This is a genomic window from Lentilitoribacter sp. EG35, assembly GCF_040784015.1.
In the GTDB taxonomy this organism is placed as follows: domain Bacteria; phylum Pseudomonadota; class Alphaproteobacteria; order Rhizobiales; family Rhizobiaceae; genus Lentilitoribacter.
The window spans coordinates 110,643-132,688 of record NZ_JBFNGQ010000010.1 but is presented as its reverse complement, the minus strand read 5'-3'; the positions used below and the strand labels follow the sequence as shown (position 1 = coordinate 132,688).

21 protein-coding genes are annotated in these 22,046 nt (G+C 45.8%); 11 read left to right on the top strand and 10 right to left on the bottom strand.

Features of this window, described 5'->3' with window-relative positions:
- The first annotated feature begins 56 nt into the window (after nucleotides 1-56).
- Nucleotides 57-290, top strand: coding sequence for a DUF4389 domain-containing protein (locus AB2J24_RS16300; protein ID WP_367386242.1), 234 nt, complete (start codon nucleotides 57-59; stop codon nucleotides 288-290).
- 4 nt (nucleotides 291-294) lie between these two features.
- Here AB2J24_RS16300 and AB2J24_RS16295 read toward each other — a convergent pair whose 3' ends face one another.
- The gene (locus AB2J24_RS16295; RefSeq protein ID WP_367386241.1) at nucleotides 295-603 is read right to left on the bottom strand and encodes a hypothetical protein; all 309 of its coding nucleotides are present in this window, start codon (nucleotides 601-603) and stop codon (nucleotides 295-297) included.
- 202 nt (nucleotides 604-805) lie between these two features.
- Here AB2J24_RS16295 and AB2J24_RS16290 point away from each other — a divergent pair, with 202 nt between their 5' ends.
- The 10 genes from AB2J24_RS16290 to AB2J24_RS16245 all read left to right on the top strand — a co-directional run bounded on the left by AB2J24_RS16290 (nucleotide 806) and on the right by AB2J24_RS16245 (nucleotide 11,769).
- Complete coding sequence (locus AB2J24_RS16290) at nucleotides 806-2,014, top strand: glycine C-acetyltransferase (RefSeq protein ID WP_367386240.1); 1,209 nt, start codon at nucleotides 806-808, stop codon at nucleotides 2,012-2,014.
- A complete protein-coding gene (gene tdh / locus AB2J24_RS16285) occupies nucleotides 2,011-3,063 on the top strand; it encodes an L-threonine 3-dehydrogenase (RefSeq protein WP_367386239.1) in 1,053 nt (350 codons plus the stop codon). The genes AB2J24_RS16290 and tdh overlap by 4 nt, the downstream gene beginning before the upstream one ends.
- Before the next feature lie 21 nt (nucleotides 3,064-3,084).
- Entirely contained in the window at nucleotides 3,085-3,648 is a 564-nt protein-coding gene (locus tag AB2J24_RS16280; protein WP_367386238.1) for a helix-turn-helix domain-containing protein, read from the top strand.
- A 252-nt stretch (nucleotides 3,649-3,900) separates the two neighbouring features.
- Entirely contained in the window at nucleotides 3,901-5,001 is a 1,101-nt protein-coding gene (locus tag AB2J24_RS16275; RefSeq protein ID WP_162653385.1) for a transporter substrate-binding protein, read from the top strand.
- Complete coding sequence (locus tag AB2J24_RS16270; protein ID WP_367386237.1) at nucleotides 4,998-5,597, top strand: ANTAR domain-containing response regulator; 600 nt, start codon at nucleotides 4,998-5,000, stop codon at nucleotides 5,595-5,597. Before AB2J24_RS16275 ends, AB2J24_RS16270 begins: the two co-directional genes overlap by 4 nt.
- Nucleotides 5,572-6,462 carry an ABC transporter permease gene (locus AB2J24_RS16265; RefSeq protein ID WP_162653387.1) on the top strand — a complete coding sequence of 297 codons (891 nt, stop codon included), beginning with the start codon at nucleotides 5,572-5,574 and terminating at the stop codon, nucleotides 6,460-6,462. The genes AB2J24_RS16270 and AB2J24_RS16265 overlap by 26 nt, the downstream gene beginning before the upstream one ends.
- Entirely contained in the window at nucleotides 6,462-7,382 is a 921-nt protein-coding gene (locus tag AB2J24_RS16260; RefSeq protein WP_162653388.1) for an ABC transporter permease, read from the top strand. Before AB2J24_RS16265 ends, AB2J24_RS16260 begins: the two co-directional genes overlap by 1 nt.
- A gap of 34 nt (nucleotides 7,383-7,416) precedes the next feature.
- Nucleotides 7,417-9,039 (top strand): ABC transporter substrate-binding protein, encoded by a 1,623-nt coding sequence (locus AB2J24_RS16255; RefSeq protein ID WP_367386236.1) that lies wholly within the window; start codon nucleotides 7,417-7,419, stop codon nucleotides 9,037-9,039.
- 4 nt (nucleotides 9,040-9,043) lie between these two features.
- The gene (locus AB2J24_RS16250) at nucleotides 9,044-9,988 is read left to right on the top strand and encodes an acetamidase/formamidase family protein (RefSeq protein WP_367386235.1); all 945 of its coding nucleotides are present in this window, start codon (nucleotides 9,044-9,046) and stop codon (nucleotides 9,986-9,988) included.
- On the top strand, nucleotides 9,985-11,769 hold the full coding sequence (locus tag AB2J24_RS16245) for a dipeptide ABC transporter ATP-binding protein (RefSeq protein WP_367386234.1): 1,785 nt from the start codon (nucleotides 9,985-9,987) through the stop codon (nucleotides 11,767-11,769). Before AB2J24_RS16250 ends, AB2J24_RS16245 begins: the two co-directional genes overlap by 4 nt.
- Nucleotides 11,770-11,823: 54 nt before the next feature.
- Here AB2J24_RS16245 and lpdA read toward each other — a convergent pair whose 3' ends face one another.
- From lpdA to AB2J24_RS16200, 9 genes are all read right to left on the bottom strand, one after another.
- A complete protein-coding gene (gene lpdA / locus AB2J24_RS16240; protein ID WP_367386233.1) occupies nucleotides 11,824-13,221 on the bottom strand; it encodes a dihydrolipoyl dehydrogenase in 1,398 nt (465 codons plus the stop codon).
- A 3-nt stretch (nucleotides 13,222-13,224) separates the two neighbouring features.
- A complete protein-coding gene (locus tag AB2J24_RS16235; protein WP_367386232.1) occupies nucleotides 13,225-14,523 on the bottom strand; it encodes a dihydrolipoamide acetyltransferase family protein in 1,299 nt (432 codons plus the stop codon).
- Between the two features lie 3 nt (nucleotides 14,524-14,526).
- Complete coding sequence (locus AB2J24_RS16230; protein WP_162653394.1) at nucleotides 14,527-15,540, bottom strand: alpha-ketoacid dehydrogenase subunit beta; 1,014 nt, start codon at nucleotides 15,538-15,540, stop codon at nucleotides 14,527-14,529.
- 2 nt (nucleotides 15,541-15,542) lie between these two features.
- Nucleotides 15,543-16,775, bottom strand: coding sequence for a 3-methyl-2-oxobutanoate dehydrogenase (2-methylpropanoyl-transferring) subunit alpha (locus AB2J24_RS16225; RefSeq protein WP_367386231.1), 1,233 nt, complete (start codon nucleotides 16,773-16,775; stop codon nucleotides 15,543-15,545).
- 70 nt (nucleotides 16,776-16,845) lie between these two features.
- Nucleotides 16,846-17,922 carry an enoyl-CoA hydratase/isomerase family protein gene (locus tag AB2J24_RS16220; RefSeq protein WP_367386230.1) on the bottom strand — a complete coding sequence of 359 codons (1,077 nt, stop codon included), beginning with the start codon at nucleotides 17,920-17,922 and terminating at the stop codon, nucleotides 16,846-16,848.
- Nucleotides 17,923-17,926: 4 nt separating this feature from the next.
- A complete protein-coding gene (locus tag AB2J24_RS16215; RefSeq protein ID WP_367386229.1) occupies nucleotides 17,927-19,072 on the bottom strand; it encodes an acyl-CoA dehydrogenase family protein in 1,146 nt (381 codons plus the stop codon).
- A gap of 38 nt (nucleotides 19,073-19,110) precedes the next feature.
- Nucleotides 19,111-20,145, bottom strand: a complete 1,035-nt coding sequence (locus AB2J24_RS16210; protein ID WP_367386228.1) for a Leu/Phe/Val dehydrogenase — start codon at nucleotides 20,143-20,145, stop codon at nucleotides 19,111-19,113.
- Nucleotides 20,146-20,174: 29 nt separating this feature from the next.
- Nucleotides 20,175-21,362, bottom strand: coding sequence for a thiolase family protein (locus tag AB2J24_RS16205; protein WP_367386227.1), 1,188 nt, complete (start codon nucleotides 21,360-21,362; stop codon nucleotides 20,175-20,177).
- Nucleotides 21,363-21,569: 207 nt separating this feature from the next.
- Nucleotides 21,570-22,037: an Lrp/AsnC family transcriptional regulator gene (locus tag AB2J24_RS16200; protein WP_244627889.1), complete on the bottom strand. Its 468-nt coding sequence runs from the start codon at nucleotides 22,035-22,037 to the stop codon at nucleotides 21,570-21,572.
- Nucleotides 22,038-22,046 lie beyond the last annotated feature (9 nt).

Here is a 22,046-nt window from a genome sequence, read left to right as displayed (position 1 = left end):
ATGGTGGAAGAAAACCAAACACTTGATGATGAAAATCACCTGATAAAGCGCACAATATGGATTCGAGGATTACTCGTTATTGTTTTTTATTACTGTTCGGATTTGCAGAAACAATTCTATTCTTTTCCGCCGCCATCCAATTTATCTGGATGCTAATTAGAGGAAAAAGAAATGAACATATTGCTGAGTTTGGTACAGATTTAGGAAATTGGCTCGCTGCGGTTGCCCGTTTTCAATCAGGTGCGTCGGAAGAACTGCCGTTTCCATGGGAAAAATGGAAACAACACTAATATTTTAGTGTAGATTCGATTTTCTACGGCCAATTGTGACCACCCAGCTTATCTTCTTGGGTGATCCGGATAGATCAAACTCTTCTTCCAATGAACTGATTTCAGAATGATGTCCACAATCAAGGCGAAATGATAAACTACCTTGCGCAACATACGATAGTTTAAGTAACCTGACATCATGCCTGACAAAAATCTGCATGCATTTAGCAAGTTCATTCCATGTATTTTCAGCCCGAACAGTTACATCAAGCGTCAGGACATGATCGGAAAACACGGATGAAAGTTCTTCATATCTATTTACATTTGCGAGCATTCTGATCTCCTGCCATTCCAAATATCCGGACGATCGAAGGACGCTCATCCGCTTTAGCTGCATTTGTTGAGCGCCCGCAATCTGTCGATCAAATCGGCGCCATTTATGAAAGCAACCTAATCAAAATTGAATATCCATGTCAAGAAAATTCCTTGATAACGGATTAAATCCAATATATTGTATTTTGAAACTGGAGTACATCATGTCGAATTCGTTTCTCAATCATGTTTCTGACACGCTGAAAGATATTCGCGATGAAGGTCTTTTCAAGACTGAACGTGAAATCACCTCACCACAATCAGGCAAAATTCTTGTGACTATAAAGGAAGGGCAACAAAAAGAAGTTATAAACCTTTGTGCGAACAACTATTTAGGCTTGGCAAACCATCCATTGCTTGTAGAAGCAGCAAAGAACGCGATGTCCACACACGGTTATGGTATGGCCAGTGTTAGATTTATTTGCGGAACACAAGATCTTCACAGACAACTTGAACAACGCTTGGCTCAATTTCTTGACAAAGATGACAGCATATTGTTTGCGGCGTGTTTTGACGCAAATGGCGGCTTATTCGAGCCACTGTTAGGTCCAGAAGATGCCATCATTTCCGACAGTTTAAATCATGCGTCGATCATTGATGGGATTCGATTATGTAAAGCAAAGCGCTATCGCTATCAAAACTCTGACATGGACGACCTGGAGCTCCAATTAAAAACAGCTAAGGAAACCGGCGCAAGGTTTATCATGATTGCTACAGATGGTGTCTTTTCGATGGATGGGTACCTTGCAAAACTTCCGCAGATAACAACTTTAGCTGAGCAGTATGGTGCCCTTGTTATGGTTGATGATTGCCATTCAACAGGCTTCATGGGTCCAAATGGAGAAGGAACTGCCGCTCATTTTGGTATCAATGACAAAGTCGATATCTTAACCGGTACATTAGGTAAAGCGCTTGGCGGTGCTATTGGTGGATATATTGCAGGACCACAACCTGTTATTGATCTTCTAAGACAAAGGGCACGGCCTTATCTATTTTCCAATGCGCTACCTCCCAGCGTTGTCGCCGCGTCTATGATAGCTCTCCAACTTGTCGAAGACGGGCATGACCTCCGAAAACGTTTATTCGAAAACTCGACCTATTGGCGCACAGGGCTAACCGAACTTGGGTTTGAATTAAAAGAGGGAGAACATCCCATCATTCCGGTAATGCTAGGTGATGCCAAAGTTGCACAAGCCATGGCCCAACGACTTTATGAACTGGGCGTCTATGTCTCCGGTTTCTTCTTCCCTGTCGTGCCGCGTGGTACCGCTCGTATTCGAACACAAATGAGCGCGGCTTTATCTAAAACAGACCTCGATGAAGCATTAAATGCATTCAAGATAGCAGGTATAGAATTGGGTATTCTAAAATGAGAACCGGTTCCAACGATCAAATGAAGTCACTCATCAAATCCAAACCGGAAAAAGGCCTTTGGATGGATTTTTCGAAAGTTCCGGATATTGGGGCTGATGATGTACTTATAAAAATCAATAAAACAGGAATATGCGGCACAGATATTCACATATGGAATTGGGATGAATGGGCCTCGAAAACCGTACCTGTTCCTCTCATCACAGGACATGAATTTGCAGGCGAAATTGTTGAACTTGGAAGCAATGTTGAAGACCTGACAATTGGACAGCGGGTCAGCGGAGAAGGCCATCTGGTTGGCAAAAAATCGCGTCAATCGCGAGCGGGGAAATTTCATCTGGATCCTGAAACCAGAGGCATCGGTGTCAATGAACAAGGTGCCTTTGCCGAATATCTTCGCCTGCCAGCTTTCAATGTGGTGCCACTTCCGGACGAAATCAGTGATGATATTGGAGCTATCCTTGATCCCTTAGGAAATGCTGTACATACCGCACTAAGTTTTGATTTGGTTGGTGAGGATGTACTGATCACAGGAGCTGGCCCCATTGGCATAATGGCAGCAGCAATAGCCAGACATGTTGGTGCGCGCCATGTGGTTATTACGGATATTAACCAGGATCGGCTCGACCTTGCTGCACACGTCACAGATGTTATTCCAGTCAATGTCACGTCCCAAGATCTCAAATCCGTCATCCCGGAACTGGGCATAAAACAAGGTTTTGACGTCGGGCTTGAAATGTCAGGCAATCAACAAGCTCTGGATCAAATGGTCGATAATCTCGTCATGGGTGGCCGGATCGCAATGCTCGGCATTCCGCCAGGTAAAAGCCCTGTTGACTGGTCCAAAATAGTGTTCAAAGCAATAACAATTAAGGGTGTTTATGGACGAGAAATATTCGAAACATGGTACAAAATGATCGCAATGCTTCAAAATGGCCTCGACATTTCTAAGATCATCACACATCGTTTTCCGGCAGATCAGTTTGAACAAGGATTTGCGGCAATGTTATCTGGATCGAGCGGAAAAGTTGTTCTCGATTGGACACGCTAATATTATTGAAATGATGTGAATATGGTCAGACAACAAATATCTGAACGATTAGCGAAGCGCTTAAAAGAGGCTCGAAAAGCCCAAGGTTTAAGTCTGGATTCACTTGCAAAACTCTCAGATGTCTCCAAGTCCATGCTTTCACAAATAGAACGAAGTGAAAGCAGTCCAACCGTTGCCGTTCTATGGAACTTGACCCAAGCCCTTAACACAGATTTTTCCGGACTTCTCGACGATGACCCTAAAGAGCAAGGCCCAATAAAAGAGGTTATTAGAGCAGGACAGGAACCAGTTATCAATACGCATGGCACCGGATGTAAGATACGAATATTGAGCGCTCCTGAGAGCGTTGGCGAAACTGAAATCTACGATTTGGAATTTGACAAGAATGGTTTATTGGAGAGTGAGCCGCATCGTTCTGGTTGCGTAGAAAATCTAACTGTATTTGACGGTGAGCTTACTGTCATGACGGATGGAATCTCAGAAACAGTTGGCTCAGGAGACACTATTCGCTATGTCGCTGACAGGCCACATTCTATTCGAGCAATAGAAAATTCCCGGGCTGTACTCATTGTTGTTGGCGCATAGATTTCAAGCTAACATATTATTATTATTGAATAATTATATTGAATTCAGTATTCAATCCATCCGCTCAAATAGTGTAATCAAACAGGCCCATAGACAGTTCTATTAAGCACCCACTTATTCTAAACCCTTGACAGAAAATTAAAACCCCGCCATTATTTTACGAAATTGGTTTAAAATAATCTGGCATTTGCGCCCCGTATTCCACCTACTCTTGTATGTTGGCAGCGGGGCTTTTTGTTTTTTGGGGGTTCTGTGGGAAAAAGAATTATTGAAATTGGCCTACTATTTTCTCGATCAGGGGATTACCGCCTGATATCGGAATCCTGTCGCACGGGTGCGCTTAATGCAATTGCTCGTGTCAACGAGGATCAAACATTCGATTTCAAATTTCATGCTGTCGAACGCGACCCAAAAAGTGATATAGATAAATACGAACCTTTATGCGCTGAAATACTTAAAGATAGCACGGCACGACATATTATTGGCTGCGTCACATCTTCAAGCCGCAAAGAAGTTATCCCAACATTAGAGCGCTCCGGAGGCACACTCTGGTACACAGTCCCCTACGAAGGGTTCGAAGCATCTGATCATGTTGTTTACACACATTCCTGTCCTAACCAACATCTCCTGCCACTCCTCGACTGGGCATTTTCTACCTATGGGAAACGCGGCTACTTAACCGGTTCAAATTATATCTGGGGTTGGGAAATGAACCGTATAGCCCGAGAAGAAATAGAAGCAGCAGGTGGCGAAGTTCTAGGCGAACGATATTTACCAATAGGATCTCCAAACGTAGATCTCATGATGGATGAAATTATCAAGTTACGCCCAAGTTTTATTATGAATTCACTAATTGGTGAATCTCAGTATAAATTTATCTCTGCCTATTATGATCTTGGGAAGAAGGACGCCCATTTTCTTCCTGATACATGTCCGATCATGTCTTGTAACCTGACAGAATGCGAGCTCCCAGCATTGGGTGACACGTCTGAGGGGTTAATCTCAGCTGGCCCCTATTTCAAAGGTCAAAGTGATTGGCCGCACGGCAACGAATTTAGTTCCTCACATGAGGCAGGTACTTTTGCTGCCGTCATGGAACTCGCGCGACTTCTTTCACTCGATGAATCTGCCGATCAAATGAGTTTAGCTAAATTACTGGCTCAAGATGATGCAGATCAAGGAATTATTGACCCAAAAACACACCATACAAAATTGCCTGTCCTGATTGCTCAAGTTGAAAATGGGACATTTGTAACAAGGCGGCAGTTTGCCCCCGTTATGGGTGATCCATATCTCTCAAGAGGCAGAAAAGAACTACAAATAGTTGGGCCTGATTTGAGGATCGTCTCATGAAACGACGTCCAACGGCAAGAGAACTAGGTGGCGCACATGCCATTATCCTGCATCGCAATCACCCAACAGTTTCAGCACTGTCACGACAGCTGATTGCAATCGGGCTAACCGTGTCAACACATTGGCCTGTGCTAGATGCAGGTGCACTAGGCGCAGATTTCGTTTTTTTCGATGCAGATATGGGGCATGATGAGCAATTCCCATGGGAGACTGGCAAATCCCCCATGCCGCTGATTGCGCTTATCGGCAGTGAAGCACCCGGGCGCGTCGAATGGGCCCTTGCGGCAGGCGCCGATGCGCAATTGCTTAAACCCATTGGCGATAATGGTGTCTATAGCGCACTTTTAATCGCGCGAGCGACTTACAATGCGGCAAAGGCATCAGCTGCAGAAGTGCAAAGCCTAAAATTGAGGCTAAATGAACGGCAATCCGTTGTTCGAGCGGTCAATTACTTGATGAATACAGAAGGAGATGAAGACGCCGCTTATGATCGATTACGCCGCATGGCAATGGATTGGCGGATCAGTTTTGAGGAAGCTGCTCAACGGGTCATAGCAAAGGGAGGACAAGATGGTAAACGTGGTCACCGTACCTGAAGTTGAAATTGCCGAACTTGGTCCTTGGCGCCGTCTTTTTAAACGTAAATTGGCGGTCTTTGGTTTCTCACTGATTGTTTTAGTGGTTTTGGGGGCGCTGTTTGCCCCGTGGATATCACCTCATGAGCCAAACGAGCAACACTTTGATGGGTTGACTATCGAGGGTGCACCGCTTGGTCCAAATTCTGAATTTTTGCTTGGCACAGATCTATTGGGGCGCGATCTTTTAGCACGCATACTACACGGAGCCAGAACGTCCTTGATCATTGGTATTGTTGCCAATGGCTTAGCGTTGTTGATTGGTACGATCATCGGTGTGACCGCCGGATATTACCGTGGATGGATTGGCACGATGTTAATGCGATTCACTGATCTCATGATGGCCTTCCCTGCCCTACTGCTAGCCATTTGCCTCGCTGCAATATTCCAACCTTCCCTGTGGATTGTGGCCATGGTTATAGCCCTGGTTAATTGGGTGCAGACGTCACGGGTGATCTATACCGAAACAACGTCTTTAGCGGAACGAGACTTTGTTGCCGCTGAAAAAACACTTGGAGCGAGTTCAGCGCGAATTCTATTTTCTCACATCCTGCCACATCTGGTGCCAACATTGATCGTCTGGGGAACATTGGGCATTTCCACAACGGTTCTTTTAGAAGCAACGCTCAGTTTCCTCGGTGTGGGCGTGCAGCCACCAACGCCATCATGGGGCAATATTATTTTTGAAAATCAGACCTATTTTCAAGCAGCTCCTTGGCTCGTGTTCTTCCCCGGTGCCGCAATCTTGATCCTTGCCTTGTCTTTCAATCTTGTGGGCGATGCTCTGCGGGATGAACTAGACCCGACACAGAGAGGACGTAGCTAATGTCTGCTTATCTTACGCGCCGCATTGTCCAGTCTGTTTTGATCCTATTGGGCATCTCATTCATAACTTTTTTCTTATTATATGTATTGCCTGCCGATCCTGTCCGCCAGATAGCAGGTCGCTCCGCCACCGCGCAAACGGTGCAGAATATCCGCGAGCAACTCGGTTTGGACCAACCCTTCATTGTTCAATATTGGCGTTATCTTACAGGCCTTGTGCAAGGTGATATGGGGCGCAGCTATTTACAAAAAACCGAGGTTAGCGAGTTAATAGCAGCGCGACTTCCAGCCACCTTACTCCTTATGGGCGCTGGAATCCTTTGCGAGTTGATAATCGGACTTACCATGGGTGTTGTTTCGGCTCTTTTTCGCGGAAGATTATCAGATCAGATATTGATGATGACATCATTTATAGCAGTTTCCGCCCCTCAATTCGTCGTATCTTTACTGCTACTATATGTTTTTGCAGTCCAACTGGGTTGGTTCCCAATCGGCGGTTATGGAACTACCGCACATTTGGTTTTACCTGCAATTACACTCGGGATCATGGGATCGGGCTGGTACAGCCGTATGATGCGATCTTCGATGATCGATGTGTTACAGCAAGACTTCATTCGTACTGCCAAAGCCAAAGGATTAACCCGCCAACGCGTTATTTTACGCCATGCGCTTCCCAACGCAATTCTACCGGTCATCGCAATGATTGGCATTGATATTGGTATTTTTATGGGTGGTCTTGTTGTTGTCGAGAGTGTCTTTGGATGGCCCGGTATTGGCCAGCTTGCATGGCAGGCTATTCAGCGTGTCGATATCCCCATAATAATGGGCGTTACCTTAGTGACGGCTTGCGCAATCGTGATCGGAAATCTTCTTGCGGATGTTATCGCACCGCTCATCGACCCCCGCATAAAATTGCGGTGAATTCATAAACTATAATCAACCTGGAGGAATAATTATGAAAAAATTACTTTGCACGACGGCCTTATCGTTATGTCTGGCATTTCCTGCTTTTGCAGATGGCTATAAGCCTGACCCGAATGCAAAATCGGGCGGAGGCATCATTATCACCTATAAAGATGATGTAGCGACACTGGACCCCGCTATTGGTTATGATTGGCAAAACTGGTCAATGATCAAATCAATATTCGATGGCCTTATGGACTACGACCCAGGCACCACAGACCTGCGCACAGGTCTTGCTGAGAGCTACACAGTATCAGATGACGGTATGGTGTTTACTTTCAAACTTCGTAGTGGTGTGAAATTTCACAACGGACGCGTGATGAATGCGCAAGATGTAAAATACTCATTGGACCGTGTCACAAATCCAACTACCCAATCACCCGGCGCTGGTTTTTTTGGTTCGATCGCGGGTTATGACGCAATGTCATCTGGTGATGCTACAGAACTGGAAGGCGTAAAAGTTGTCGATGATAGCACTGTAGAAATTACGCTTTCGCGCCCAGACGCAACTTTCTTACATGTTATGGCGCTGAACTTTGCATCCGTTGTTGCCAAAGAAGCTGTCGAAGCTGCAGGCGATGATTTTGGTAAGCAGCCTGTTGGAACAGGCGCATTTAAACTGGGTGAATGGACCCTTGGGCAGCGACTTGTATTTGAGAAAAATGCTGATTACTGGCGTGATGGCATTCCTTATCTTGATACAGTCACGTTTGAAGTCGGTCAGGAACCTGTTGTTGCATTGTTACGTTTGCAAAATGGTGAAGTTGATGTTCCAGGTGATGGTATTCCGCCAGCAAAGTTCCGCGAGGTTATGTCTGATCCTGCTCAGGCAGAACGGGTGATAGAAGGCGGACAACTCCATACTGGCTATATTACCTTGAATGTGAACACGCCGCCGATGGACGATGTACGCGTACGCAAAGCGATCAACATGGCAATTAACAAAGCCCGCGTCGTACAAATCATCAATGGTCGTGCTGTTCCAGCTACTCAGCCGTTGCCACCATCAATGCCTGGTTACACAGATGGATACGCCGGATATGCTTTTGATGTTGATGGTGCTAAAGCACTGTTAGCGGAAGCTGGTTTGCCAGATGGCTTCTCAACTGAACTATATGTCATGAACACCGATCCTAACCCAAGGATCGCTCAGGCTATTCAAAATGATCTCGCGGCAATAAGCGTGACGGTCGCCATCAAATCCCTCGCACAAGCGAATGTGATTGAAGCGGGTGGCAATGGATCAGCACCAATGATTTGGTCCGGCGGCATGGCATGGATTGCCGATTTCCCCGATGCTTCTAACTTTTATGGCCCTATCCTTGGATGTTCGGGAGCAGTTGAAGGTGGCTGGAACTGGTCATGGTATTGCAACAAAGAATTGGATGCGATGGCAACCAAAGCCGATAGCATAACTGATCCGGGCATGGCTGACGAGCGTCTTAAAATGTGGTCCGATGTTTATATGGGCGTTATGGAAGATGCACCTTGGGTGCCGGTTTTCAATGAGCAGCGCTACACAATGAAGTCACCTCGTATGGGTGGAGCAGATGCCCTTTATGTAGATCCCGTTTCCATTCCTGTTAATTACGACTATGTATATGTGACCGAGTAAACACATGTGCAAAGCTTGTAATTATACGATCCATCACGCACAGCACCATTTTGGATGGGACAATTCTATTGAACCTGTCCAAAGGGTGACGCCAGGGTCAACGATCAAGTTTCACTGTCACGATAGTTCGGCGGGCCAATTAAGCTCGTCGTCTACTGTACAGGATATCGTTGATCTGGATTTTGGGAAAATCAATCCCGTATCAGGCCCGATTTATATAGAAGGCGCAGAACCTGGTGACAGTGTAAAAGTCACCATTGATAGTTTTGCGCCTTCGGGCTGGGGATGGACCGCAAATATTCCTGGATTTGGTCTGTTGGCGGACCAATTTACGGACCCTGCCCTGACATTGTGGAAATATGACCCACAAACACTTGCCCCTTCACTTTGGGGCAGTGAGGGCAAGGTGCCGCTTAAGCCATTTTGCGGCACGATAGGGAATGCCTTGGCAGAAGGTGGATTACACACCATTGTTCCACCGCGAAGAGTTGGTGGTAACCTTGATATCCGTGACATTGCGGCAGGGACAACATTGTATCTGCCGGTTGAAGTCGCCGGGGCTCTTTTCAGTGTGGGCGATACCCATGCCGCTCAAGGCGATGGTGAAGTATGCGGAACAGCCATTGAAAGTCCGATGGATGTTGTTCTAACGCTTGACCTAGTGAAGGGTGAAAATCTCAAAATGCCGAGGTTTACAACACCCGGGCCTGTTACAAACCATCTTGATGCGAAAGGCTATGAAGTAACAACTGGTATTGGTAGTGATCTGATGCAGGCAGCACGCGATGCTGTATCTGGCATGATAGATTTATTATGCAAGCAACGCGGCATGGCCGCAGTGGATGCTTATATGCTGGTTTCCACATGCGGTGATCTCCGTATTTCAGAAATTGTCGACATGCCAAACTGGGTCGTCAGCTTCTACTTTCCACGGTGTGTTTTCGAATGACCGTCGTTGATAAAAATCTTTCCGAGGCAGCCATTTCTGCCTCGGACATTCCTGTTTTAGAAGTTGAATCTCTTGCTGTATCCGTACGAAAGCAAGGTATATTTAAACCGCTAATTTCAGATGTAAGTTTTTCACTTAAAAAAGGAGAAACACTCGCAATTGCTGGTGAAAGTGGCTCCGGCAAATCAATCACCTCACTGGCAATTATGGGATTACTGCCTCCGCCCGCCGTGCAAGTCACACATGGCGCAATTCGGTTGGGGTCAACCGAGCTTACACAATGTAGCGAGGCCGAACTTCGCGATGTGCGGGGCAATCGTATTGCTATGATATTTCAAGAACCAATGACCTCGCTTAATCCGGTTCTAACCATCGGAACTCAAATTTCTGAAGCAATCCGGGCCCATGAGCCTGTCAGCCGCTCAGTTGCTAACGCCCGCGCGCTCGAAGCTTTACGTTCTGTTCGAATTAATCAACCAGAACAACGCCTATCCCAATACCCTCATGAACTTTCAGGGGGGATGCGACAACGTGTTATGATCGCTATGGCACTTGCGCTTGAACCTGAAGTATTAATTGCCGATGAGCCAACTACCGCACTGGATGTCACTGTGCAACGCGAGGTCCTCGACCTTTTGCGCGACCTTCAGGCAGAGCATGGTACTGCAATCCTATTGATCACTCATGACATGGGTGTCGTCGCCGAAATGGCCGACCGGATAATTGTGATGAAAGATGGAAAAATTGAAGAACAGAATGAAACCAAAGCTCTATTCTCTTCACCATCGCGGCCTTATACTCGGGAACTTTTGGCATCAGTGCCTCGAATGGGCGATGGAACAAAACCCGCCAAGCAATCAAAGATCACTGGAGAACCGGTCCTCAAACTCGATAACCTAGCCGTTCGCTTCGATATACACGGTGGTCTTTTAGGCCGTGTAACACACCATGTTCACGCGGTTAACAACGTTAGTTTTGATATCGCCAAGGCCGAAACATTTGCACTCGTGGGTGAAAGCGGTTGCGGAAAGTCAACAGTTGCCAAGGCTATTGTTGGCTTGGTGAATCATAGTGGCGGAATTGAAATCATGGGACAGCAGGCGCAACTGCATGATGCAACCCACCAAAAATCTCGTTGTCGCAACGTTCAAATGGTGTTTCAAGATCCAATGGCCGCACTCGATCCAAGGATGCGCATTGGGGACTTGATCGCCGAGCCACTGGTCATTCATAACATCGGCTCAGTTGAAGACAGGCGCAATCAGACACTTGAACTATTGCAGCGGGTTGGATTACCCGCCGATGCCGCAGAGCGTTATCCTCATGAATTTTCTGGCGGACAACGCCAACGGATATGCATAGCCAGAGCATTGGCATTACAACCGGAACTAATCATTGCTGACGAGTCTGTTTCTGCTCTTGATGTTTCCGTTCAAGCGCGTGTTCTCGCGTTGTTGGAGGCATTGAAAGAGGAGTTCGGCATAGCTTATCTTTTCATATCACATGATATGGCAGTGGTTGAAAACGTTGCGGACCGTGTGGCAGTTATGTATCTGGGTCAGATCGTTGAGATGGGAACCAGTGAACAGGTGTTTAGCAATCCACAACACCCATATACCAATCGGTTAATTGAGGCTGTTCCTGTACCGGACCCAACACATATACGCGCTAAAAACATTCGGTTAACTGGTGAAATTCCAAGCCCTGTATTCCCCATTGGGACTAGCCCAGAACAGTTGGTGCTAACAGATATTGGTGACGGTCATCTTGTTGCTCTCTAAAATCAGAAACGAGCACTACAAGCGGTGCTCACTCCTTTTGGCAATAAATTAATCTCACATATGAAGCGCATGACCAAGCGCTTTAAGGCAGGCTTCCTGTAATGCTTCACCTCGCGAGGGATGTGCATGTATGGTGCCGGCAATATCTTCAAGTCGCGCTGCCATCTCGATAGCAAGCGCAAAAGAAGCGGCCAACTCAGACACATTTTCACCAACAGCTTGAATACCGAGTACGACATGATTGTCAGCACGAGCGACCACTCTTACAAATCCATCTTCTCGTTCCGTTGTCATCGCTCGACCACTTGCGCTAAAGGGAAATAGTCCAGTTTTTACATCAATCTTTTCTTGTTTGACTTCATCTGGTGTCAACCCAACGGAAACAATTTCCGGGTCAGTAAAGCAGATTGCCGGAATGCACTGTTTATCCCAGTCTCGATTTTCACCAGCAACAATCTCTGCAACCATCTCTCCCTGAGCCATAGCCCGATGCGCCAACATTGGTTCACCTGTTACATCACCTATTGCATATATCCCGCGCATAGAGGTTTGACATCTATCGTCAACTTTGATGAATTCCCCATCCATATCAACAGCAAGGCGGTTTAATCCAATTCCATCAGTTACCGGTTGACGTCCAACTGTCACAAGTAGCTTATCGGCTCCGATTTCGTGGATATCACCGTTCTCATCCTCAACATGCAATGATTTGGCATCACGACTTTGTTCCTTGGCGCGGGTTTTGGTAAGTATGCTGACACCTAAAGCACTCAATCTCGCTACAACGGGCTTTGTTAATGCCGCATCATATTGCGGTAATATTCTGTCCGCAGCTTCCACTATCGTCACTTTTGAACCAAGCTTGGCAAATGCAGACCCAAGTTCTAAACCGATGTAGCCGCCGCCCACAACAACAAGCCTTTCAGGTATTTTATTGACTGACAACAGGTCAGTTGACGAACAAACAGTTTCACTAAACGGCAAAAACGGCAATTCGATCGGCCTTGAGCCAGTTGCGATAACAATTTTTTCGGCTTCAATCGCTTGCGTTCCATCAGCGGTTTTGACTTCAACTTTTTTGCCATCGACAAACCGCACGTGCCCATTCACAAAACGGGTATTGGCTTTTTTCATAAGTGTCGAAACGCCCGAGTTTAAACGAGTAACGATACCGTCTTTCCATTCGAGTGTTTTAGCAAAATCAATTTGTGGATTGCTGTTGGTCAATCCAATTGGGGTCACATTCTGCGCAGCTTCTTTCATCTTGAAAAATTCATCAGCAGCATGAATGATAGCTTTTGATGGAATGCAGCCAACATTTAAACATGTTCCGCCAGCTTTTTCTTTTTCAACGACGATTGTGTCAATACCCAGTTGGCCTGCGCGAATTGCACAAACATAACCACCCGGCCCCGCACCAATGATCAATAACTTACAAGTAAGATCAGCCATCTACTACCCTTCCACAAAAATCATTGCTGGTGTTTCCAGTAATGATTTCAATCGCTGCACAAAAACGGCTGCATCCCATCCGTCAATAATTCGATGATCAAAACTACATGACAGGTTCATCATTTGTCGTGGCAAGAATTCACTTCCATTCCACGCAGGGCGAACAGCTATTCGGTTGACACCAATGATTGCGAGTTCAGGGCGGTTTATGATTGGTGTTGTTGCAATAGCGCCCAATTTACCGAGCGATGTTATTGATATTGTCGATCCAGAAAGCTCCTCACGTGAAGCACTTCCATTTCGCGCAGCTTCTGCAACTCGCGTCAACTCAGCAGCCATTTGCCAAATATTCATAGCCTCACAGTGGTGAACAACTGGAACCATCAACCCCTTTGGGGTCTGTGTAGCGATACCAATATGAGTAGCTCCAAACTGGCGAATAAGGTTTGCCTCATCATCATAATGGGCATTCATATCTGGCTGTTCCTTAATAGCAGACACCATCGCGCCCATTAGAAACGGCAATATTGTAAGTCGCGGTTTATCTTCTCCATGCTCAGTATTTAACTTCTGGCGCAACTCTTCTAGAGACGTCACATCAATTTCTTCCACAATCGTAATGTGCGGAATATGCGTATTTGCCTCAGACATGCGCTCTGCAATTTTCCGACGCATCCCGATAACTTTAACTTCACTCACATCATGATTTTTCATTCGTCCATGTGGTTCTGATATCGTTTTGCGATCATTAGCAAAATACATATCCAAATCATCATGAGTGATCCGACCCGCAGGGCCACTCCCCGGTACTAAACGCAGATCAATACCAGCATCTTTTGCGCGCTTGCGCACCGCTGGCGATGTGAGAAACTTTTCACCTTCTGCACGCAATGTTCCAACTGATTGCGCCTCTGATTTTTTTCCAGTTTCCAAGTTCTCCAAAGTAGATGGCTTTACCTCTTCTTCTGTCTGAACATCGGTTATAACTTCAGGTTCTGGTGCCGGAGCAATATCAATACGCTCACCGTCGGTAGTTTGGGATGAGTTATCATTCCCTTCTCCCTGCACTTCAATACGAACAAGAGGCGAACCGACAGGAACAGTGTCTCCCACTTCACCTGCATATTCAATAATGGTCCCTGATACTGAAGATGGAATCTCAATCGTCGCTTTATCTGTCATCACAGCAGCAAAGACCTCATCTTCTCTAACAACGTCACCAACCGGAACACAAAGCTCAACGATTTCGGCCTCGGCTACCCCCTCGCCGACGTCAGGCATTTTTATTGTGTAGATACCCATCTCTTATGCCTCCATCATTTCTTTGATAGCCGTCGCAACGCGGTCAGGTCCGGGGAAATAATCCCACTCAAAAACATGAGGATAAGGTGTATCCCAACCGGCAACACGCGTAATAGGCGCTTCCAGATTGTAGAAACATTCTTTTTGGATAATTGCTGCAAGTTCAGCACCAAATCCGGACGTTAATGTCGCCTCATGAACAACGGCACAACGACCGGTTTTTTGAACAGATTTGACAATAGTTTCCTTATCCAGCGGAAGTAAGGATCTCAGGTCAATGACCTCTGCATCCAACCCGCTCTGTTCAACAGCCGCTGATGCCACATGAACCATTGTACCATATGTCAGGATCGTCAGATCATTACCCTCACGGCGCACAACTGCCTTCCCTAAATCTGTTTTAAAGTAACCTTCGTCAACTTCGCCAAGCACATGGTTCTTCCATGGCACAATAGCTTTGTCATGATGCCCATCAAACGGCCCATTATAAAGTCGTTTTGGTTCCAGGAAGATGACGGGATCAGGGTCTTCCATCGCCGCAATGAGTAACCCTTTCGCATCTTGAGGGTTAGATGGCATCACGGTTTTAAGACCCGCGACATGGGTAAATAATGCTTCTGGGCTTTGGCTATGCGTTTGACCACCATAAATACCGCCGCCGGCAGGCATCCGGATTACCATCGGGCAGGTAAATTCTCCTGCCGATCGATACCGCATTCGCGCAGCTTCCGACACAATCTGATCGTAGGCGGGATACATATAGTCAGCGAATTGAATTTCCACACATGGGCGCAAACCATAAGTCGCCATCCCAATCGCTGCGCCAACGATACCAAGCTCATTAATCGGTGCATCAAAACAACGCGTTGGTCCATATTTTTCCTGCAAACCAGCAGTGCAGCGAAAAACGCCTCCGAAAAAACCGACATCTTCACCAAACACGATAATTCGTTCATCACGCTCCATCATGACATCATGCGCATTTTGAATCGCTTCAATCATCGTCATCTTGGCCATGATTATATCCCCGCCTGTTGACGCTGTTCTATGAGGTGGGAAGGCATCTCTTCATAAACGTCTCTAAACATATCACTCACGGACGGACGACTACCGGTTAGTAATGTACCAATTGCCTCAGCTTCTTTTTGTGCTGTCACCACAAGATCTGTGATTTCAGCTTCAGCTTGGACATGGCGTTCCTCGGTCCAGAGACCTCGTGCGATCAAATGCGTTTTTAATCGCAAAATAGGATCACCCAAAGGCCATGCATCGCTTTCTTGTTTTGGGCGGTATGCCGAAGGATCGTCAGATGTCGAATGCCCTCCAACACGATAAGTGACATGCTCGATAACAGTTGGACCTAGATTACGTCTTGCTCGTTCAGTTGCCCATTTTGCTGCCGCATGAACAGCTAAATAATCATTTCCATCAACCCGCAAGGCAGGAATACCAAATCCATGTCCTCTGGCTGCAAACGTCCCTGAACCACCTCGGGCAATACCTTGGAACGTTGAGATTGCCCATTGGTTATTGACAATATTCAGGACGACAGGTGCCTTATAAGTTGAAGCATATACCAGAGCTGCGTGGAAATCTCCCTCGGCAGTTGAGCCATCCCCAACCCAGCCAGCCGCAATTTTTGTATCATTGCTAATGGCCGATGCCATGGCCCAACCAACGGCTTGGATATATTGGGTCGCGAGATTTCCCGAGACGGAAAAAAAGCCCTCATCCTTGAAAGAATAGAGAACAGGTAATTGACGCCCGCGCATCGTGTCTTCCTCATTGGAATAAATCTGGCACATCATTTTCTTGAGCGAAAACTCTTTCGCAATCAATAAACCCGCCTGCCGATAGGTCGGAAAATTCATATCACCTTTGTTAAGCGCAAGACGAAATGCGCAACTCACAGCCTCTTCTCCCAAATGCTGCATATAAAATGAGGTCTTGCCCTGCCGCTGCGCCATCATCATGCGATGGTCAAATATGCGTAAGGTCATCATATGACGCAGCCCGTCACGCAATTGATCGTCGCTTAATGTTCCCGCCCATGGTCCGACGGCTTCGCCATCTCTGTTAAGCACACGAACGATCGAATATGCGAGATCACGCATATTTTCAGGATCTTCATCAACCTCAGGACGTCTCACACTACCCGCGGGTGGGATTTCGACACCAGAAAAATCAGGCGTATCACCAGGCCTACATTCAGGTTCTGGAACATGTAATTGTAATGGTTCGAACTTGGTCATTGAATTACTACCGTCCTTTCATGAATAGATGCACATTACGAATGTGCGCCCACTCTAATCATCGCGTGTTTTACAGAGCAGTGCGCAATATCGTCTCTAAATTTAATTTGTCGATGTCACCGTCATCGGGTTCACTCAACATAAGGCTAACCAAATTGGCAGGAACGTCTGAAATCGTTTTATACTTCCACTGCGGCTTTCTATCTTTATCGATTACAGCTGCCCGAACGCCCTCCAGAAATTCGCCATGTTCCAATGCGCGAGAAACAAAGCGATATTCATCCGCTAATGCTTGATACAAGTTATGGTGTTTGCGCGCTTTTCGAATGAGATTGAGAGCAATAATTGCTGATAAAACGGAATTTCTTTGAATCTGGCTCGCAGATTTTACTGACCAAGATTCATTTTCTATGTTGAGCATCGATGCACAAATCTCATCTACGGAATCTAGGCAAAAATGCTCATCTACATCCTTCTGAAGCTCTGATAAAATGGATTCACCTGCATCGGATACAAAATCAAAAACAATGTCTGGGTCTCCGGTTCTAACAAGTGCTTTTTTTAGATCTTCCAACTTTGCCTCTGAGACAAAATAGTCCGCAAAACTACAAAAAATGGCATCGGCCGCATTCATTTTATAACTCGTAAGAGCCAGATATTCACCTAAATAACCAGGTGCATTTGCCAATAGAAGTGAACCGCCCACATCAGGCACCAATCCAATGGAACATTCTGGCATGGCGATCATACTACTATCTGTAACTATTCGATGGGAACAGTGTGCTGATATTCCAACTCCACCACCCATCACAAGCCCATGCATAAAACTAAAGAATGGTTTTTGATAGGACGCGATGAGTTCATTTAATCGATATTCATCACGCCAAAACTGAGCTGGCTCTGCATAGTTTTTATCAAGGCCACAATTATACAGCCAGTTCACATCCCCGCCTGCACAAAACGCTCGATCACCATCCCCTTCGATCAAGATGATTTTCACTGAACTATCATTAATCCAACCAATGAGCGCTTTCTCGATGGCAAGTGCCATATCATGAGAAAGGGCATTGAGCGCGTTAGTGCGCGTTAACGTTATACGCCCAACAGCTCCATCGATCTTGACTTGAACATCTGTACATTGTTCCACGACACTAGCCTCTTTCTTCCAACAGGGCACGCGCAGTGATAACACGCATGATTTCATTCGTGCCTTCCAAAATCTGATGGACACGCAAATCGCGAACAATTTTCTCGATTCCATAATCTTTAAGATAGCCGTAACCGCCATGAAGTTGCAGCGCCTCATTTGCAACTTCAAACGAGACATCGGTTACAAATACCTTTGCCATTGCGCAGAATTTTGTGGCTTGTGGATGTTTTTGATCAAGCATCCAAGCAGCTTTGTGCAGGAAACTACGAGCAGCTTGCAATTTAATTTCCATATCAGCGAGTTTAAATTGAAGAGCTTGAAACTGATCAAGCGTCTTGCCGAAAGCTTTTCGCTCGCCAACATATGTCAGTGATTTATCTAACGCAGATTGTGCACCACCGAGTGCGCAAGCTGCAATGTTTAGCCGGCCACCATTCAGACCCGACATTGCATATTTAAAACCTTCACCTTCTGTACCCATAAGGTTTGAGATAGGCACTTCGCAATCATCAAACTGCACTTGTGCTGTCGGCTGAGATTGCCAACCCATCTTATGCTCGTTTGCACCAAAGCTTAATCCAGTAGCTTCTTTATTCACGACTATAGAAGAGATTCCTTTCGGACCATCTTCCCCAGTACGGCACATAACAAGGTAGACATCAGCATAATTACCACCGGAAATAAATGCCTTGGTTCCATTTAGCTGGAAGACATCACCTGTCTTACTGGCACGTGTTCGTAATGACGCAGCGTCGGATCCAGAACCTGGTTCTGTCAAACAATAGGAGGCAAATTTTTCAAAAGTGCAAAGCTTAGACAACCACTCCTGTTTCAATTCTTGGGAACCATAAGCATCAATCATCCAAGCACACATATTATGAATAGACATAAATGCTGCAACAGATGGACACCCATGAGAAAGAGCCTCAAATATTAGTGCTGCATCCAGACGTTTTAAACCAGATCCACCGAACTCTTCTGTCACATAAATGCCACCCAAACCAAGTTCACCTGCCTGCTGCAACAATGAACGAGGGATTGTTCCTTGCTGTTCCCATTCAGATGCAAAAGGCGCGATTTGTTCTTGACTAAAAGCTTTAGACATATCGAAGATGGCTGTCTGTTCTTCAGTTAGCTCAAAGTTCATAATTATATCCTTCGTCTTCCGTTGGTTTGGTTTACAAGTTATGCTTTGTTTAATTGAGCCTCAACATACTGATCAGCGGCACTATGCATGCCAATATTTTCACGTTCAGCAAGTTCGATAATTTTGTCCAATGTTTGCGTCAGGCTTTCAATCCGACTACTTACAAAAGAAGGATCATCGCACTTCAAAATTTCTGCTGCCACATTTATGATACCACCTGAGTTTACAACATAATCGGGCGCATAGAATATATCCTTCGAATTTAATAAATCTCCGATATCGGGGCCTGAAAGTTGATTATTAGCAGCGCCAACAACTACCGAAACTTTCAACTGATCGACTGTCTCTTCATTCAAAACGGCACCCAATGCACAGGGTGCAAAAACATCAGCTTCCACAGCATAAATTTCGTCCAGCGGAATGGCGACAGCGCCAAATTCTGCGACAGCTTTTTTAACAAGATCATTATTCAAATCAGTAACCAGAAGCTGGGCACCTGCGTTGTGCAGGTACGAAGCAAGATGCCATCCAACATGACCTAAACCTTGGACTGCCACTTTAACATTTGTTAAATCAGATCTCCCTAATCGATACTCAACTGAACGAGCAAGACATGCAAATACACCTTTGGCCGTTACAGGTGACGGATCGCCACTTGCATATTCACCTTTTTCCAAACCGGCGACATAGGGTGTAACCTCTGCCACAATTTCCATGTCTGATGGAGAGATACCAACATCCTCCGCTGTGAAGTAGCGACCGTCAAGCGCATCCACAAAACGCCCAAATGCACGCATCATTTCTGGTGTTTTCTTTTCACCAATAATAACCGACTTACCACCACCTAAAGGAAGCTGGGCAGAACGGTTTTTATAAGTCATCCCCTTAGACAAGCGCTGAACATCTGTCTTTGCTTCCTCAAGGGAGGCATAATTCCAAAGACGACAACCACCAGCCGCAGGGCCATGTTGAGTAGAGTGTATGGAAATCAGGGCACGCAGACCAGTGTCCGTGTCTTCGCAATAGTGCAAAGCCTCATAACCATCCAAACTATCAACTTCTGTAATATTCATATCTACTCACCTTTATTGTCAAAGGTCCCTTAGTTAAGTCGTTCTATTGTCAGCGCTATGCCTTCACCACCACCGATACATAACGACGCCATGCCCTTGCGCATATTTCTTGCTTCAAGCGCATTAATAAGTGTCACCAAAATTCTGGCACCACTTGCACCAATAGGATGTCCAAGCGCACATGCTCCACCATTTACGTTCACAATTGAATGATCCAGATTAAGTTCGTGCATAGCGGCCATAGGAACAACGGCAAATGCTTCGTTAATCTCCCAAAGGTCAACGTCTTCGGCTGCCCAACCTGATTTCTTAAGCGCTTTTTGCATGGCTGGTACGGGAGCGGTTGTAAACCAATTTGGTTCCTGCGCATGGCTTGCGTGCGCAACTATGCGTGCCCGAATATTGGCGTTGCGAGCAATTGCATCGCTCTCACGCATTAAAACAACAGCAGCAGCACCATCAGAAATTGATGATGAATTTGCCGCAGTAACCGTACCATCCTTTTTAAAAACAGGACGAAGATGCGGTATTTTTTCTGGCCTTGCATTATCAGGTTGTTCATCCTGAGTTACAATCATATCGCCCGTGCGAGTTGATACTGTAACCGGTATAATCTCTTTGGCAAAACTGCCGTCAGATTGTGCACGTTTGGCACGCGCTAGACTTTCTAGAGAATACGCATCCTGCTGTTCACGCGTAAATTTAAATTTATCAACACAATCTTCAGCGAAAGTACCCATTGCACGTCCTGTTTCATAGGCATCTTCCAACCCGTCTTTCATCATATGATCAACGGCCACGCTCTGCCCCAATCGAACACCCGCTCGCATGGCTGGTAAAAGGTGCGGCGCATTGGTCATGCTCTCCATGCCACCCGCAATAAGCACCTTACCATTATCCGCCAAGAGCTGATCATGGGCCATGGTAATGGTTTTAAGGCCGGAACCACACATTTTATTGATCGTTGTTGCTGGAATCGACTTTCCCAGCCCAGCATGAAACCCTGCTTGCCTTGCGGGTGCTTGCCCCTGCCCGGCAGATAAAACATTTCCCATAAGGATTTCATCAACTTGATCTGTTGTTACGTTTGCATTTTTTAAAGTTGCTTTAATCGCAGTTCCACCCAGTTGACTTGCTGAAAGTGGCGCAAAACCACCCATCATCGCGCCTATTGGTGTACGGGATGCTCCGACAATAACAATGGAATCTTTTTTCATCCAATTTCCTTTCAAAATCCGCGAGCAACTTGAGCTAATCTAACTAAAGTTTACGATGAACAGTTAGTAACCGTGTTGTTAAATTGTCGCTTTGTTTAAATATATATCGCAACACAGTAATAAAATTTGGGCTATATTAATGAAACTATCATCAATTTATCACCTAGATAAGAACAGTATGGGTTCAAGCACTTAACTAAAAGTCAGTTACAGAGGTACAGACGCAGTGTTTTTAACCTCCTTCAAAGCAAGGCTCGTATGCGTAAAGGCAACATTTGGGAGTTGCATTAGCGAGTTTTTAATCGTGCTTTCATAATGGGTAACACTTTGGGCAAGAACACGAAGAATATAATCATGATCACCGGTCATTGTATAACACTGCATAACTTCGGGCACATCGGCAACAGCGGTTTCAAATGCATTAAGACTATCTCGATTATGCTCTCTCAGGCGCACAAAACAAAAGATAACAATATCCAAACCAACTTTTGTGGGATCAACAATGTAGCGTTTTTCATCAACAACGCCACTTTGCTTCATTTTGGAAAGTCGGCGCCAACATGGTGTGTGACTTAAACCTGTTTCCTCACCCAATTCCCGCATTGTCATATCCGGGTTTTTCTGCAGAGCTTTTAGGATTTTTCTATCGGTTGCATCAACACTCATTTGCGCCATAAAATTTCC